The organism is Ruegeria sp. YTSC230 (assembly GCF_059609665.1).
Map to the genome: position 1 here is coordinate 113,278 of NZ_JBXWMC010000011.1, position 14,006 is coordinate 127,283.

At 59.4% G+C, this 14,006-nt stretch carries 13 protein-coding genes; 11 read left to right on the plus strand and 2 right to left on the minus strand.

Translation table 11 applies throughout. The features are described from left to right. The first annotated feature begins 9 nt into the window (after window positions 1-9). Together AC2FD9_RS19870 and AC2FD9_RS19875 are read left to right on the plus strand one after the other, a co-directional pair. Window positions 10-657, plus strand: a complete 648-nt coding sequence (locus tag AC2FD9_RS19870; protein ID WP_496838531.1) for a DUF1007 family protein — start codon at window positions 10-12, stop codon at window positions 655-657. Then, entirely contained in the window at window positions 642-1,595 is a 954-nt protein-coding gene (locus AC2FD9_RS19875) for a nickel/cobalt transporter (protein WP_282170778.1), read from the plus strand. Before AC2FD9_RS19870 ends, AC2FD9_RS19875 begins: the two co-directional genes overlap by 16 nt. Here the strand turns inward: AC2FD9_RS19875 and truA are convergent. Continuing rightward, entirely contained in the window at window positions 1,592-2,359 is a 768-nt protein-coding gene (gene truA / locus AC2FD9_RS19880) for a tRNA pseudouridine(38-40) synthase TruA (RefSeq protein WP_282170779.1), read from the minus strand. The genes AC2FD9_RS19875 and truA overlap by 4 nt on opposite strands. 107 nt (window positions 2,360-2,466) lie before the next feature. Between truA and AC2FD9_RS19885 the strand changes: the two genes are divergently transcribed. The 9 genes from AC2FD9_RS19885 (at window position 2,467) to AC2FD9_RS19925 (ending at window position 13,221) form a co-directional block, all read left to right on the plus strand. Continuing rightward, entirely contained in the window at window positions 2,467-3,882 is a 1,416-nt protein-coding gene (locus AC2FD9_RS19885) for a YcjX family GTP-binding protein (RefSeq protein WP_496699754.1), read from the plus strand. Further along, a complete protein-coding gene (locus tag AC2FD9_RS19890) occupies window positions 3,879-4,334 on the plus strand; it encodes a GNAT family N-acetyltransferase (protein WP_496699684.1) in 456 nt (151 codons plus the stop codon). Before AC2FD9_RS19885 ends, AC2FD9_RS19890 begins: the two co-directional genes overlap by 4 nt. Next, window positions 4,327-5,316 carry a YcjF family protein gene (locus AC2FD9_RS19895; protein WP_496699683.1) on the plus strand — a complete coding sequence of 330 codons (990 nt, stop codon included), beginning with the start codon at window positions 4,327-4,329 and terminating at the stop codon, window positions 5,314-5,316. The genes AC2FD9_RS19890 and AC2FD9_RS19895 overlap by 8 nt, the downstream gene beginning before the upstream one ends. Window positions 5,317-5,370: 54 nt before the next feature. Next, window positions 5,371-6,081: a VIT1/CCC1 transporter family protein gene (locus tag AC2FD9_RS19900; RefSeq protein WP_472724252.1), complete on the plus strand. Its 711-nt coding sequence runs from the start codon at window positions 5,371-5,373 to the stop codon at window positions 6,079-6,081. A 56-nt stretch (window positions 6,082-6,137) separates the two neighbouring features. After that, window positions 6,138-6,263 carry a hypothetical protein gene (locus tag AC2FD9_RS19905; protein WP_496838533.1) on the plus strand — a complete coding sequence of 42 codons (126 nt, stop codon included), beginning with the start codon at window positions 6,138-6,140 and terminating at the stop codon, window positions 6,261-6,263. A gap of 100 nt (window positions 6,264-6,363) precedes the next feature. Then, window positions 6,364-9,063: a DUF2339 domain-containing protein gene (locus AC2FD9_RS19910; RefSeq protein WP_496838535.1), complete on the plus strand. Its 2,700-nt coding sequence runs from the start codon at window positions 6,364-6,366 to the stop codon at window positions 9,061-9,063. 163 nt (window positions 9,064-9,226) lie between these two features. Beyond that, the gene (gene ileS, locus AC2FD9_RS19915) at window positions 9,227-12,139 is read left to right on the plus strand and encodes an isoleucine--tRNA ligase (protein ID WP_496838536.1); all 2,913 of its coding nucleotides are present in this window, start codon (window positions 9,227-9,229) and stop codon (window positions 12,137-12,139) included. A gap of 82 nt (window positions 12,140-12,221) precedes the next feature. Next, window positions 12,222-12,677, plus strand: coding sequence for a methylated-DNA--[protein]-cysteine S-methyltransferase (locus AC2FD9_RS19920; RefSeq protein WP_496699679.1), 456 nt, complete (start codon window positions 12,222-12,224; stop codon window positions 12,675-12,677). Window positions 12,678-12,753: 76 nt separating this feature from the next. Further along, entirely contained in the window at window positions 12,754-13,221 is a 468-nt protein-coding gene (locus tag AC2FD9_RS19925) for a hypothetical protein (RefSeq protein WP_058273207.1), read from the plus strand. Between the two features lie 3 nt (window positions 13,222-13,224). Here AC2FD9_RS19925 and AC2FD9_RS19930 read toward each other — a convergent pair whose 3' ends face one another. Beyond that, a complete protein-coding gene (locus AC2FD9_RS19930; RefSeq protein WP_496838539.1) occupies window positions 13,225-13,920 on the minus strand; it encodes a CDP-alcohol phosphatidyltransferase family protein in 696 nt (231 codons plus the stop codon). Window positions 13,921-14,006: the final 86 nt, after the last annotated feature.

The window sequence follows — 14,006 nt, forward strand, 5'->3', positions numbered from 1 at the left end:
CTTTCGCCTATGCGATGGCTCATAACCCTTGTCTCCTGTTGCCTGCCGGTTCCGGCATTGGCCCACCCGCATGTCTTTATCGACACCGGGCTGGAATTTATTGTGGATGATAGCGGCCAGTTGACCCATGTCAGGGTAACTTGGGCGTATGACGAGCTTTTCTCTTTGTTTCAGTTGGAGGACATGAAACTGGATCAGGATTCTGATGGCATTCTGACCGAGAGCGAAGAAAAGTTTCTGTCCGGCTTTGATGCCCAGTGGGTCGAAGGATATAATGGCGATCTCGTGGTGTTCGCCGATGGCGCGCCGGTCGATTTGTCGGGGCCGATGGAGGCCAAAGCGACCACCGAGGATGGCCGTATCGTGACAACCCACCTGCGCGCGGTGGAAGGCGGTGGAGTGCCGGCAACCGAGGTCGTCGCCAAAGCATATGATGAATCCTATTACACGGCTTATGAAGTGACCCGCCCGGTGTCAGTATCTGGTCCCACCTCTTGTCAGATCAGCCGGATTGACGCGGATATTGACGGGCAACTGGCGCAGATGCAGGCGTTCCTGCAGACCCTGGATGCCGACTACGACCTTGAAGAAAACGATATCCCGCTGGTCGGGGAAAACTTTGCGACCGAGATCCGCCTTTCATGTCCAAGTACCTGATTATTCCTGTCGCCATCTCCATTGGTTTGCTGCTGTGGTTCTGGGGCAGCGGCGGCTTTGACCACTTGGCCGCATGGGCTGCGGGTGAGCAGCGCGAGTTCCAAAATCAGATCGCACGTTCCCTACGCGCAGCCCGCGCGGAACAGCCCGAGGCTGTAGCGACGCTGCTGACGGTCTGTTTTGCCTACGGCTTTTTTCACGCCATCGGCCCCGGTCACGGTAAGGTTTTGATTGGTGGCTATGGGTTGGGACGCAACGTGGCGTTCCTGCGTTTGTCTGCAATCAGCTTGTTGTCCAGCCTGGGGCAGGCAGTCACTGCGGTTGTTCTGGTCTATGCCGGGGTACTGGTGTTCCAGATGTCCCGGGCAAGCCTTGTCGATACCACCGAACGGGTTATGGCTCCGATCAGCTATGGTGCTATCGCGGCGATTGGATTGTGGCTGATCTTTCGATCCATTCGCAGTTTCGCGCGACGTCATCGCAGCGAAAAAGCCCATCATCATGAGCACAAGCACGACCATCATCACCCGCACGACGAGGACCACAAACATCACGACCATGACCATGGCTTCTGCGCAGATTGCGGGCATCGCCACGGTCCCACCGCCGACGAAGTGGCCCAAGTTGGCAGCCTGCGCGAAGCCGCGGTACTGATCGCTGGGATTGCCGCACGTCCCTGTACCGGAGCGCTGTTTGTGCTGATCCTGACCTGGCAGATGGGCATCGCAATGGTTGGCATTGCCGGTGCTTTCGCCATGGCGTTGGGGACAGCGACTGTCACAACGCTTGTCGGTTGGACCTCATTTGGTTTGCGCGGAGGGCTGCTGGCCTCAGCCTCGGCGACGCGATTTGCCTCGGTTCTGGCTCCGACGATTGAACTGGTGGCAGGGCTGCTGATCGCCGTGATTGCAAGCGGTCTGCTGTTGCGCGCGATTTAACCGAACACGGACTCCGGGTACCTGACCCGCGCCAGATACAGCCCTTGCGGCGGACATACCTGCCCGCAAGCGGCGCGGTCGGTGGCCTCCAACGCATCCCGTACATCTTCGGGCGACCATGTTCCGGCACCAACACGTTCAAGCGTTCCAACAAAGCTGCGCACTTGATTGTGCAGGAAAGACCGGGCGCGAACGTGAAAATGAACCTCTGGTCCGGAAAAGCCTTCAACCTGTTCGACCCGCAGCTCATCCAAGGTTTTGACCGGGCTTGCAGCCTGACAAATCGAAGACCGGAACGTGGTAAAATCATGCCGCCCGATCAGCATGTCCGCGCCCGCCTGCATCGCGTCTACGTCCAGTTGATGGTTGATCCGCCAGACCTGCCCAGCGTCATGCGTAGCAGGTGCGCGGCGCATCAGGATGCGGAACAGGTATTGCCGTTCGAGCGCTGAAAACCGCGCATGCCAGTCATCGTCTACCCGTGCTGCTTTAACGATGGCAACAGGCTGCGGTTTAAGGTGATAGTTCAGCGCCTCAGACAGGCGGAACGGATCCCAGTCCTTGATCAGATCACAATGCGCAACCTGTCCCAGCGCGTGCACACCCGCATCTGTACGCCCGGCCGCGGCAATGGTGTGATCGCCGGGTTGAATACATGACAAGGCCTGTTCGATTGCCCCTTGAACAGACGGCAATTCCTTTTGCCGCTGCCATCCGGCAAACGGCTCCCCCTGGTATTCGACTTTCAGCGCGTATCTAGGCATGGGCTGCTGGTAACGCGCTGTGTCGCAACGGGCAAGAGTGGGAAAGCGCTGGTATGTCCGACAGCCGCTACCTATCTTGGGAAAAACGAAAAAAGCGGGGCGACGGTTTGGTCATCTCATCTCTGGCAGACAGTCTGACGCGCGGCGTCGAATCCGTGGGTGACCGCGTGTCTGAGGCATTGTTTGAGCCGGTGATCCGACTGGGTGTCACCGGGCTGGCGCGTTCAGGAAAGACAGTATTCATCACGTCTCTGGTCGCGAACTTGCTGGACCGAGGGCGGATGCCGGGCCTCGTGGCGCAGCAAGAAGGGCGGATCAACGCGGCTTACCTGCAGCCGCAACCAGACGACACCGTGCCCCGGTTCGACTACGAAAATCACCTGGCGGCGCTGACCGGGCCTCAGCCGCACTGGCCCGAAAGTACGCGCGCAGTGTCAGAACTGCGTTTGTCGTTCAAAGCCCGTCCCGCGGGGCTTTTGTCAGGGTTGCAGGGACCACGCACTATCCATCTGGATATCGTAGATTACCCCGGCGAATGGCTGCTGGATCTTGCGTTGCTGGACAAAACCTATGAGGTCTGGTCGCAGGAAACACTGGAGCGCATCGCCAATCGCAATGAGGCGACGACCTTTCTGGCGCAGGCAAAGGCGGTTGACCCTTCTGACAGCCACGACGAACCAAAGGCCCAATCACTGGCCAAAGAATTCGCCTCTTATCTAAACGCTGCGCGCGAGGCAGGGTTTTATGATTGCACGCCAGGGCGGTTCTTGCTGCCGGGCGATCTGGCAGGCTCGCCGGTGCTAACATTTGCACCCTTGCCGGTCGAGGGTCACGGCCCGCGACGCAGTCTGCACCGCGAGATGGCCCGGCGATACGAGGCCTATAAATCTCAGGTCGTGAAACCGTTTTTCCGCGATCATTTTTCCCGGATCGACCGTCAGGTGGTTTTGGTGGACGCGCTGGGCGCGATCCATAACGGGCCACAGGCGGTCGAGGATATGCGTCGCGCGATGGCGGATATCCTGTCGGCGTTTCGGCCCGGACGAAATGCGTGGCTTAGCCAGTTGTTGCTCGGCAAACGGGTCGAGCGCATCCTGTTTGCGGCCACCAAGGCGGACCATTTGCACCATCTTCAACACCACCGCCTGACCAATATCATGGAGGCCTTGACCCGCGAGGCGCGCGATCGTGCCAGCTTCGCCGGGGCCGAGACGGCGGCGCTGTCGCTGGCCTCGTTAAGGGCAACGACCGAGGAAATCCGCACCCATAACGGGGCCGAACTGCCCTGCGTGCGAGGTACCTTGCTGGACAGCGGCAAGCAGGCCGCTTTCTATCCCGGTGATCTGCCCGAAGACCCGACGCATTTGCTAGGCGCGGCGCGCAACGGGTCCGAAGGCTGGCTGGGCGAGGATTATGAGTTCATGGCATTCGCGCCGGCACACCTGACACTGCGGCCCGGGGATGGCCCGCCACACATACGGCTGGACCGCGCAGCCCAGTTCCTGATCGGAGACCGGCTGTGAATGTCATTCTTCGCCCCGCCCGCAGCACGGATGCCGGTGCCACCGGAGAGATTTTGCATGGCTTCGCCCGTGAAAACGATTGGATGCCGGAACTGCACTCGCAGGCGGAAACCATCGCGTTTTGTGGCCGTATGATTGAATTGGATTGGGTGACCGTGGCCGAAACCGGTGACGGTGTGATCGGGTTTTTGGCGCTCAACGGTGCCGAAATCCACTCACTGTACCTGGCGCCTGGCGCACGGGGGCAAGGGATCGGTCGGCAATTTCTTGAGCTTGCCAAGTCCCGCCGATCCGAATTGTCATTGTTTGCGTTTCAGGCAAACCATCCAGCGCGCCGGTTCTATGAATGCAACGGCTTTGCTGAGGTTGCACGCAGCAGCGGCGCTGACAATGACGAGAACCTTCCCGACATAAAGTATGTCTGGAACAGTGAAGGAGCAGCCAATGGCTAAGGGGCCGGTTCTGATTGATCTGGAGGGCGATGAACCCGCGGCTGATGTGTCGCAAGCACCTCCGGTCCCGGATATCGCACAGCCTCAGGGTCAGGCGATGCAAGGTGCGGCGCGTTTGGCGGCGCGCAAACCTTCGGCCCTGTCGCGGTGGTTCTGGGGTTTGGCGCTTGCCGCGCTTGGGGCTGTTGTTTCAGTGGCGGCTTGGGACTTTGTGAATTCCCTGATTCTCCGCGCGCCGATCATAGGATGGGTGATTACGGGTTTGTTTGCAGCGCTGGTGCTGGTCGCATTGATCATCGCTGTGCGCGAGCTGGCCGCAATGGGGCGGTTGTCCCGTGTGGACGGGATGCGGCGTGCGGCAGATACTGCCTTGGCCGAAGATGATCTGGCGCAGGCACGCGCAGTCACGAACCGATTGATCTCGTTCTACAAAGGGCGCGAAGAAACCCGTTGGGGGCGCGATCGGCTGTCCGAACGGATCGACGAACAATTTGACGCGTCTGGTCTGCTGACCCTGGCCGAGGACGAGCTGCTGGCCCCGCTGGATGTCGCTGCCAGTCGCGAAGTCGAGGCTGCCGCGCGTCAGGTTGCAACGGTGACGGCGTTGGTGCCTTTGGCGCTTGCGGATGTTGCAACAGCGCTGGCCGCTTCGTTGCGGATGATCCGGCGCATCGCTGAAATCTATGGCGGGCGCGCAGGATTTTTGGGCAGTTGGCGACTGACGCGGGCCGTGTTCGTGCACCTTGTGGCCACCGGGGCCGTGGCCGTCGGGGACGACCTGCTGGAACCTGTGCTTGGGGGATCTATCCTTAGCAAACTGTCGCGCCGGTTTGGCGAGGGGCTTGTCAACGGCGCGCTAAGTGCGCGGGTCGGGGTCGCCGCGATGGAGGTCTGCCGTCCGCTGCCCTTCTCGGATCGGCACAAGCCATCAACCCGCAGCATCATCAAACGTGCTCTGGCTGGCCTGTTTTCCAAAACTTGACCTGACGCAAGGTACAGTGGTTGGCTGTCGTGCATAACAGTGTCAGAGCCAGCCATGACCGATCACGGACACAGCCAACAAGAGATTGCAGAACGCATCAACGCGCCACCAGGTCGCGGTGTTTTGCGGGATGTGGTCTATGGTGGGATCGATGGGTCCGTGACTACCTTTGCCATTGTGGCGGGTGTAGCTGGGGCGGGCCTGTCACCCTTTATTATCGTTGCGCTGGGACTGGCCAATGTACTGGCGGACGGGTTTTCCATGGCGGCGGGTAATTACTCGGGCACCAAGGCCGAGCTGGACAATATCCTCCGCATCCGGTCCATCGAAGAACGTCACATCAGGCTGTACCCGGAAGGCGAGCGAGATGAAGTACATGCGATCTTGTCGCAAAAGGGTTTGTCGGGGCGCGTTTTGGATGAGGCGACGGATGCCATCACAGCCAACCGCGACAATTGGATAAATCTGATGATCGAGGGTGAATACGGATTGGGCAGCGTCGATCCGAACCCGTTCAAAGCCGCGATGGCAACGTTTTTGGCGTTTCTTGTGGCCGGCATGGTCCCGCTGCTGCCGTTTCTGCTGTCGTTCGATCGGGCCTTTCATCTCTCGATTATCATGACCATGGCGGTCTTTTTTGTCATCGGAGCTTTAAAAAGCAGATGGTCACTGGCTCCGTGGTGGCGGTCAGGTCTAGAGACTTTTGCGATCGGCGGCGCGGCCGCACTGATGGCGTATTTTGTTGGCTCGTTGTTCCATCCCTAGTGATAAGAAGTACCGCTGGGCGCGCGGTGTAGATTGTCAGTATTTCAAAGTCGTTGATGGACCCGGTTCTGATCCTGCGATGGCTACATACTGTCGACGCCTGTTTCTCATCTGGTTCGATTGCCGCTGTGTTGGTCATCATCTGGTTGATGGTTGCCGGACTGTCCCTTGGCTGGGGATAAGGTGTTCTGAACTGCGTAGCCCGCAAAAACACGGTTTTTCGGACTGTTGCGCAAATCGACACCCGGCTAGGTTGACGGCACATTTGCCCGGAGGCCTCTGTTGGAATCGCTGCTCGTACTCGTTGGATTGATCGTTCTGGCCGTCCCGGTGGCCATCCTTGTTCTGTTGGTATCCCAGGTTCGACTGCGCCGCCGGGTGGAGCAGCTTGAACAGCAGATCCGCACACTTGGTGGCGACCTGCCAGCGCCAGAAATAGTACCTGAATCGATGCAAGCGAGGGATAAAAAGAGCTCTCCGTGGCCGGCAATCAAAACAGTACCACCCGAGGTCGAAACGAAAGAAGGCACCTCAGCACCTGAGCCACAAAAGATACCCCTTCCCGAAACGATGAAGGACGATCGAATCGCCGCACTGAGCGCTTGGCTGCGCGAGAACTGGTTCTATGCGGTATCCGCCCTGTCTTTGGCGCTGGCTGGTGTTTTTCTGGTCCAATACGGGGTCGAAAGCGGGTTGTTGTCGCCAACGATGCGCGTCATTGCGGCCCTGATGTTCGGCGCGACGCTGATCGGCGCGGGTGAGGTGATCCGCCGGAAGTATGGCGATGACGAGTCTTCAGCCACAGCTTACCTGCCATCGGTCTTTTCTGGGGCCGGGCTGGTGACGCTGTTCGGTGGCTTGCTGGCTGCAAGGCAGTTGTACGATCTGCTTGGTCCCGAAGCGGCCTTGATTGCCATGATTGCTGTTGCGCTTTTGGGGCTTGTTTTGGGCTGGTTCCACGGCCCCTTGCTGGCGGCCGTCGGTTTGATTGGTGCGTTTGCGTCACCCTTCGTGGTGGGCGGGACCTCGACCGATCCCGGCTGGTTGTACGGCTATTTCTTTGTGATCGCCGTCCTTGGGTTGGGTATCGACACCGTGCGGCGCTGGGCGTGGATATCCGTTCTGACGCTAGTCGGGGCTTATTCCGCGTGCCTGCTGCTGATGCTTTCGGCACCCGCGACCGAGCCGGGGTATCTTGTCGGCGTAACTGCATTGGCGATCATCGCGATCGCGATCCCCGTGCGGCGGATCTGGCCGGAACACGAGGGGCGCATGATCAGCGAAATCGTTACGATCCAAAAAGGCCTCCAGTGGCCAGAGTTTCCGACACGCCTTGCCTTTGGCGCGGTGAGCGTCAGCGTAGTAATCCTGGCGATACACTGGCCAGACTCAGCGGCCGAATTTTGGCTGGGAATCATGCTGTTGGCAGGCCTGACGCTGGGTTTGCTGACCTGGGCAAGCCAGGCGCGGGCCCTGCAAGACCTGACCATACTGCCAGCCGCTGGTCTAACTTGGTTCGTACTGATCCAAGGGTGGGACAACGGCTCTGTCGCGCGCCGCTTCGCTGAAACCTATGCCGAAACCGCCGAGGCGGATTTCCCGTGGGCGGTTACCCTGTTGGTGGCACTGGGTGCATTGATCTCAGGCCTTTCAGCTTGGCGATCGTATCGCGCAACCGAGTACCGGGCTGTATGGGCGGGCGGTGCCGCAGTATTTGCACCGGTGTTGGCAATCGCGCTGGAGCTTGGATGGCATCCCGCTGAAGTTATCGGAGCCTATCCGTGGGCGCTGCATGCGGTTGCATTGGCGGTGATGATGGTTGTTCTGGCCGGGCGTTTCGCGCGCGTCGACGGCGAAAACCGGCTGCGAGCGGCTTTGGTAACCTTGTCGGCTTTGTCTTGCCTGACCTTTGCCTGCGTGATTGTCCTAAGTTCGGCTGCCCTGACAATTGCTTTTGTGGCCGTGATCGTGGCCGCGGCGGTGCTGGATCGGCGCTTTGATCTTCCACCTATGGGTTGGTTCATCTGGGCTGGCGTCTTCACTGTCACGCTCCGGCTTGTACTGAATCCCGGTCTGGATTGGGCAAACTCGGCACCGGTCGCAGAAATGGCGCTTGTCTATGCCACAGCTGCTGTTGGGTTTCTGGCGGCCTGGGCCATCCTGCGCCCATTGAACCGTCCGGTCATCGCGCTGCTTCTGGAAAGCGCCGCCTGGGCGACCGCTGGTATCTTGCTGTCCTTGCTGTTGCTGCGCTGGCTCGAAGGGTTTGGCAACGGCGGTGCCCATGACAGCCACTGGGGGCTGGGGCTTTTGTCCTTGATCTGGCTGCTGCTGGCCTGCGCGCAGGTGCGGCGATTCGAACTGGGCGGAAAACTGAATTATGCGCGCTACGGGCTGGCGTTGTTCTTTGCGGCACATGGTGTTGTTCGCTTGGCGCAGGCGCTGACTGAGGCGAACCCATTGCTGAATGCCCAAGCTGATCCGGTTCTTGGGGTGCCAATATTGAATACTCTCGCCGTGGCTTACCTGTTGCCCGCCATTGTTTTGGCCCTGTCGGCTGCTTGGCTTCCAGCACTGCATCCGCGATGGAAGCAGGGGTGCTTCGGTCTGGCGGCGGCATTAGGTGCGATCTGGCTGGGCCTGGCCATTCGCCATGTCTGGCAGGGGGCCAGCGGTATGTATGAAGGCAACGGCGTGACCCAACCTGAACTTTATTCTTACACCATGGCCCTACTGCTGATCGGTGCGGGGCTGTTTTATCAGTCACTCGCCCGTCGGTCGGACATGATGCGCAAAGCCGGGTTGGTCGTCATTGGGCTTGCCGTGGCCAAGGTGTTCCTGGTCGATATCGCTGGTTTGGGTGGCCTTATCCGGGTGTTCTCACTGCTGGCGCTGGGCCTCGCGCTGGCCGGTTTGGCGTGGCTGAACCGGTGGGCCATGCTGCGCCATTCGCCGCATGGGGCGGAACCTCTGGACCATTAGGCGCGGGCGTCCTATAAGCCCGGCATGTATGACCGGATGGCCATCATTATTCGAATTATATCCCCGGCGCTCTGATTTCGCGAGACGCCGGGCAAAGGTGCTTGAGAATTCGCACTGACCGCTTCGATCCACACACGACAAGATCATCCTGAGGACGCCCCAAATGTGCGCCGACACGACCCAAACACCTGACTACAAAGACACGCTGAACCTGCCAAAAACCGATTTCCCCATGCGCGCTGGTCTGCCCAAGCGCGAACCCGCATGGCTGGATCGTTGGGAAGAGATCGGCGTGTATGATCGCCTGCGCGAAAAAGAAGGCCGCACGCCCTTTACCCTGCATGACGGCCCCCCCTACGCCAACGGTCACCTGCATATCGGCCACGCGCTGAACAAGACCATCAAGGACATGATTGTACGCAGCCATCAGATGATGGGTCATGACGCGCGTTATGTGCCGGGATGGGACTGCCACGGCCTGCCGATCGAATGGAAGATCGAAGAACAATATCGCAAGAAGGGCAAGAACAAGGACGAAGTGAACATCGTCGATTTCCGTCAGGAATGTCGCAAGTTCGCCGAAGGCTGGATCGACGTCCAGCGCGAAGAATTCAAGCGCCTTGGTATCACCGGCAACTGGCCCGATCCCTACATCACGATGGACTATCACGCCGAGGCTGTGATTGCCGACGAGTTCATGAAGTTCCTGATGAACGGCACGCTGTATCAGGGCTCAAAACCCGTGATGTGGTCGCCCATCGAAAAAACCGCTCTGGCCGAGGCCGAGGTCGAGTACCACGACAAGGAAAGCTTCACCATCTGGGTGAAATTCAAAGTCGTAAATGCGGGCGATCTTGATGACGCTTTTGTCGTGATCTGGACCACGACGCCATGGACCATGCCGTCGAACAAGGCGGTCGTGTTTGGCAAGGATATCTCCTACGGCCTGTACGAAGTCACCGGCGCACCCGACGAATGCTGGGCCAGTGTCGGGGACAAGTTCCTGCTGGCGGACAATCTGGCCGCCGATGTGCTAGGCCGCGCGCGCCTGAACGACGATCAGTGGACTCGCGTGCGTGACGTAACCACCGATGAATTGGCAGGCGTCCAGTTGGCCCACCCGCTGGCCGGAGCCGAAGGTGGCAATGGCGAATGGGACGACATCCGCGACTTCCGCGCGGCTGAGTTCGTGACCGATACCGAAGGAACCGGCTTCGTCCACTGTGCACCCTCGCATGGTATGGAGGAATTCGAGCTCTACCGTGATCTGGGTATGCTCGAGCAGGTCATCACCTATAACGTGATGGACGATGGCTCGTTCCGCGCTGATCTGCCGTTCTTCGGTGGCAAGTACATCCTGTCCCGCAAGGGTGGCGAGGGTGACGCGAACAAAGCCGTCATCGACAAACTGGTCGAGGTCGGCGGGCTGCTGGCCCGTGGCAAGATCAAGCACAGCTATCCGCATTCCTGGCGCTCAAAGGCTCCGATCATCTATCGCAACACGCCGCAGTGGTTCGCGTCCGTTGACCGTAAGCTGGATGACGGCATGGGTGAGATGGGCGATACCATCCGCGAACGCGCACTGCGTTCGATCGACGAGCTGGTGAAGTGGACGCCTCAGACCGGTCGCAACCGCCTGTACTCGATGATCGAAGCGCGCCCGGACTGGGTTCTGTCCCGCCAGCGCGCTTGGGGCGTACCGCTGACGTGCTTTACCAAGAAGGGCGCTCTGCCAACCGATGCGGATTACCTGCTGCGTAATGAAGAGCTCAACGCCCGCATCAAGGCGGCGTTCGAGAAAGACGGTGCGGATATCTGGTACACCGACGGGTTCAAAGAACAGGTGCTAGATGGCATCGCCAACCCGGATGACTACGATCAGGTATTTGACGTTCTGGACGTGTGGTTCGACTCTGGTTCGACACATGCTTTTGTCCTGCGTGACCGTGAAGACGGAACCGAGGACGGCATCGCGGACGTTTACATGGAGGGCACCGACCAGCACCGCGGATGGTTCCATTCGTCGATGCTGCAGGCTTGCGGCACCAAGGGGCGTGCGCCGTATCGCAACGTTGTAACCCATGGCTTCACGCTGGATGCCAAGGGCAACAAGATGTCCAAATCGCTGGGCAACACCATCGTGCCGGAAAAGGTGATCGAGCAATATGGTGCCGATATCCTGCGCCTGTGGGTGGCTCAGACCGACTACACCGCCGACCAGCGGATCGGGCCGGAGATTCTGAAAGGCACCGCCGACAGCTATCGCCGCCTGCGCAACACCATGCGGTTCATGCTGGGCTCGCTGGCCGACTTCACCGAAGCGGATCGCGTCGCGCCTGAAGATATGCCGCGTCTGGAACGCTGGGTTCTCAGCCGTCTGGCCGATCTGGATGAGCAGGTGCGCAAAGGCTACGCGTCTTTCGACTTCCAGGGCGTGTTCAGTGCCGTATTCACCTTTGCCACCGTCGACCTGTCATCGTTCTATTTCGACGTCCGTAAGGATGCGCTATACTGTGACGGCGACACCCTGCGCCGCCGCTCGGCCAGAACCGTTCTGGATATCCTGTTCCACCGCCTCACCACTTGGCTGGCCCCGGTTCTGGTCTTCACCATGGAAGAGGTCTGGTTGGAGCGTTTCCCAGGCGATGACAGCTCGGTCCATCTGGTGGATTTCCCGGATACACCCGCCGATTGGCGCAACGCTGAACTAGAGGCCGGTATGTCTAAAATCCGTCGCGTGCGTCGTGCCGTGACCGCTGCGTTGGAAATCCAGCGTCAGGACAAGGTCATCGGGTCCAGCCTTGAGGCCGCGCCGATCGTGCATGTCGAAGACAGTGACACCCGCGACCTGCTTGCAACCTTTGACGTGGACGACATGTGCATCACGTCTGGCCTGACCGTTTCGGGCGACCCGGCCCCTGCCGAGGCATTCCGCGTGCCCGAAATCGAAGGGGTAGGTGTTGTCTTCGAAAAAGCAGCTGGCGAGAAATGCCAACGATGCTGGAAAATCCTGCCGGACGTCGGTCGGCATTCCCACGCGGGTGTGTGTGGGCGGTGCGACGAAGCGCTGGGCTGAACAATTGAACCCCCGGCGTCACCCGTCGGGGGTTTTTCTTTCATCGCTTGCGCCGGCCCCGGCGATCTGAAACGCTGTGTTCATGCCGATGATTTCCGTTGATACGCAGTTTGGCCGCCTTGGCATTGAAGAAACAGATGGCGCCATCACACGCCTTGTGTGGGATGGGCAGGACGACGGGCCGGACACACCCCTGTTGCAGGAAGCCGCCGCGCAGTTGACCGCGTACAACGAGGGGCGTCTCGAACGGTTCGATCTGCCGTATCGTGTTGCCGGTTCAGACTTTCAGCGTAAGGTCTGCGATCTGATGTATGCCATTCCGCTGGGCGAGACCCGAACGTACGGGGACATCGCGAAGGAGCTTGGGCAGCCACCGCAACCGGTGGGTCAGGCCTGCGGCGCGAACCCCATTCCGGTGATCATACCTTGCCACCGGGTACTGTCTGCCAAGGGTCTTGGCGGTTTCTCGGGCGATGGTGGGGTTGAGACCAAAGTGGCCCTTCTGCGCCATGAACGCGCGGCGGGCCTGCTGATCTGAGGCGCGAAAACCAGTTGCAATCCCAGAGTTCGCGGCCCAACCTATATCAGTTACTGAATTTGAAGGACCGTATTGCATGACCGCCCATACAGACCCGGCCGCTCGCAAAAAGGCCATCATAGACCGCCTGATGTCGCTGGAAGAGCAGGAACTGGCAACTGCGCAGGCGCATTACGACGCATTTCTCAAGGACTCGCAGCTGGACGACCGCGAAGGGCATGACAAGGATGACATCGCCGCCTCACGCGAGAATGCAGATCTGGCGGCGGCGTTCGATGCACCCGTTCATGCGCATCACGCCAAGATTGATGTGATCGAGAACACGGATTTCAGCCTGACGGACCGGGTTCAGCCGGGCGCTGTTGTCAAGTTCAACAACCGCCGTTTCGTGGTCTGTGTCTCAACGACCCGCTTTGAGGTCGACGGTAAGACCTATATGGGCATCTCAACCCAAAGCCCGATCTACCTGACAATGACCGGTCTGCAAGAGGGTGACGTGTTCACCCATAACGGCACCGAGTTCGAGGTTGAGGAAATCCTGTAACGTTCAGTTGTTGCGCAGCGGGACAAGTTGCTGCGCAATGCCAGCTGAAACCAGGTAGAGGCTTGTAATTACCAACCCCCAATGCGCCCAGCTTTCGGGGTGGAAGTCTACCCAAGCTGCCCAACCGGCGAAAAATGTCCAGGCGAACGCGATCGGCAGTGATACATTACGCCAGCGTTCCGTCCGCACCGGGTGAATGAACTTAAACGGTAGGAACATCGCCAGCGACAACAGTGAAACCAGCAGCAGGATCACCCAGAAATTGGGCTCCAGCGCGAAGATCACGATGACGAACATGTTCCAGCAACCCGGAAACCCAGAGAACGAGTTGTCCTTGGTCTTCATCCGCGTGTCCGCGAAATACATGGCGCTGGCAAAGGTGATCACGATGATCGCAAACCAGCCTGTCCAACCGTCCATCAGCCCCGATTTGAACAGCGCAAAGGCCGGAATGAACACGTAGGTCAGATAGTCGATGATCAGGTCCAGAAGAACACCGTCAAATTCCGGTGCGTTCTTTTTGACATGGTAGTGGCGCGCAAGCGGGCCGTCGATTCCGTCCACGATGAACGAGATCACAAGCCACAGATACATAAGGCTCCACTTTTCCTCGACCGCGGCCAGCATGGCCAACATTGCAAAGACGGCACCGGTCGCGGTGAACAGATGTACGGAAAGGGCTTTGAGTTTTATTGTCATTTGTGTCTCTTGGACGATGTGCGCTGCAGATGCAAACTAAAAGCCGGGCACAAGTAATAACCCAAACGTCGTCGTAAGGCCCCGGG

Coding starts and splice junctions, on each gene's coding strand:
- AC2FD9_RS19870 (WP_496838531.1), top strand. CDS start 10: ATGCGATGGCTCATAACCCTTGTCTCCTGTTGCCTGCCGGTTCCGGCA.
- AC2FD9_RS19875 (WP_282170778.1), top strand. CDS start 642: ATGTCCAAGTACCTGATTATTCCTGTCGCCATCTCCATTGGTTTGCTG.
- truA (WP_282170779.1), bottom strand. CDS start 2,359: ATGCCTAGATACGCGCTGAAAGTCGAATACCAGGGGGAGCCGTTTGCC.
- AC2FD9_RS19895 (WP_496699683.1), top strand. CDS start 4,327: ATGGCTAAGGGGCCGGTTCTGATTGATCTGGAGGGCGATGAACCCGCG.
- AC2FD9_RS19900 (WP_472724252.1), top strand. CDS start 5,371: ATGACCGATCACGGACACAGCCAACAAGAGATTGCAGAACGCATCAAC.
- AC2FD9_RS19905 (WP_496838533.1), top strand. CDS start 6,138: ATGGACCCGGTTCTGATCCTGCGATGGCTACATACTGTCGACGCCTGT.
- ileS (WP_496838536.1), top strand. CDS start 9,227: ATGTGCGCCGACACGACCCAAACACCTGACTACAAAGACACGCTGAAC.
- AC2FD9_RS19920 (WP_496699679.1), top strand. CDS start 12,222: ATGCCGATGATTTCCGTTGATACGCAGTTTGGCCGCCTTGGCATTGAA.
- AC2FD9_RS19925 (WP_058273207.1), top strand. CDS start 12,754: ATGACCGCCCATACAGACCCGGCCGCTCGCAAAAAGGCCATCATAGAC.
- AC2FD9_RS19930 (WP_496838539.1), bottom strand. CDS start 13,920: ATGACAATAAAACTCAAAGCCCTTTCCGTACATCTGTTCACCGCGACC.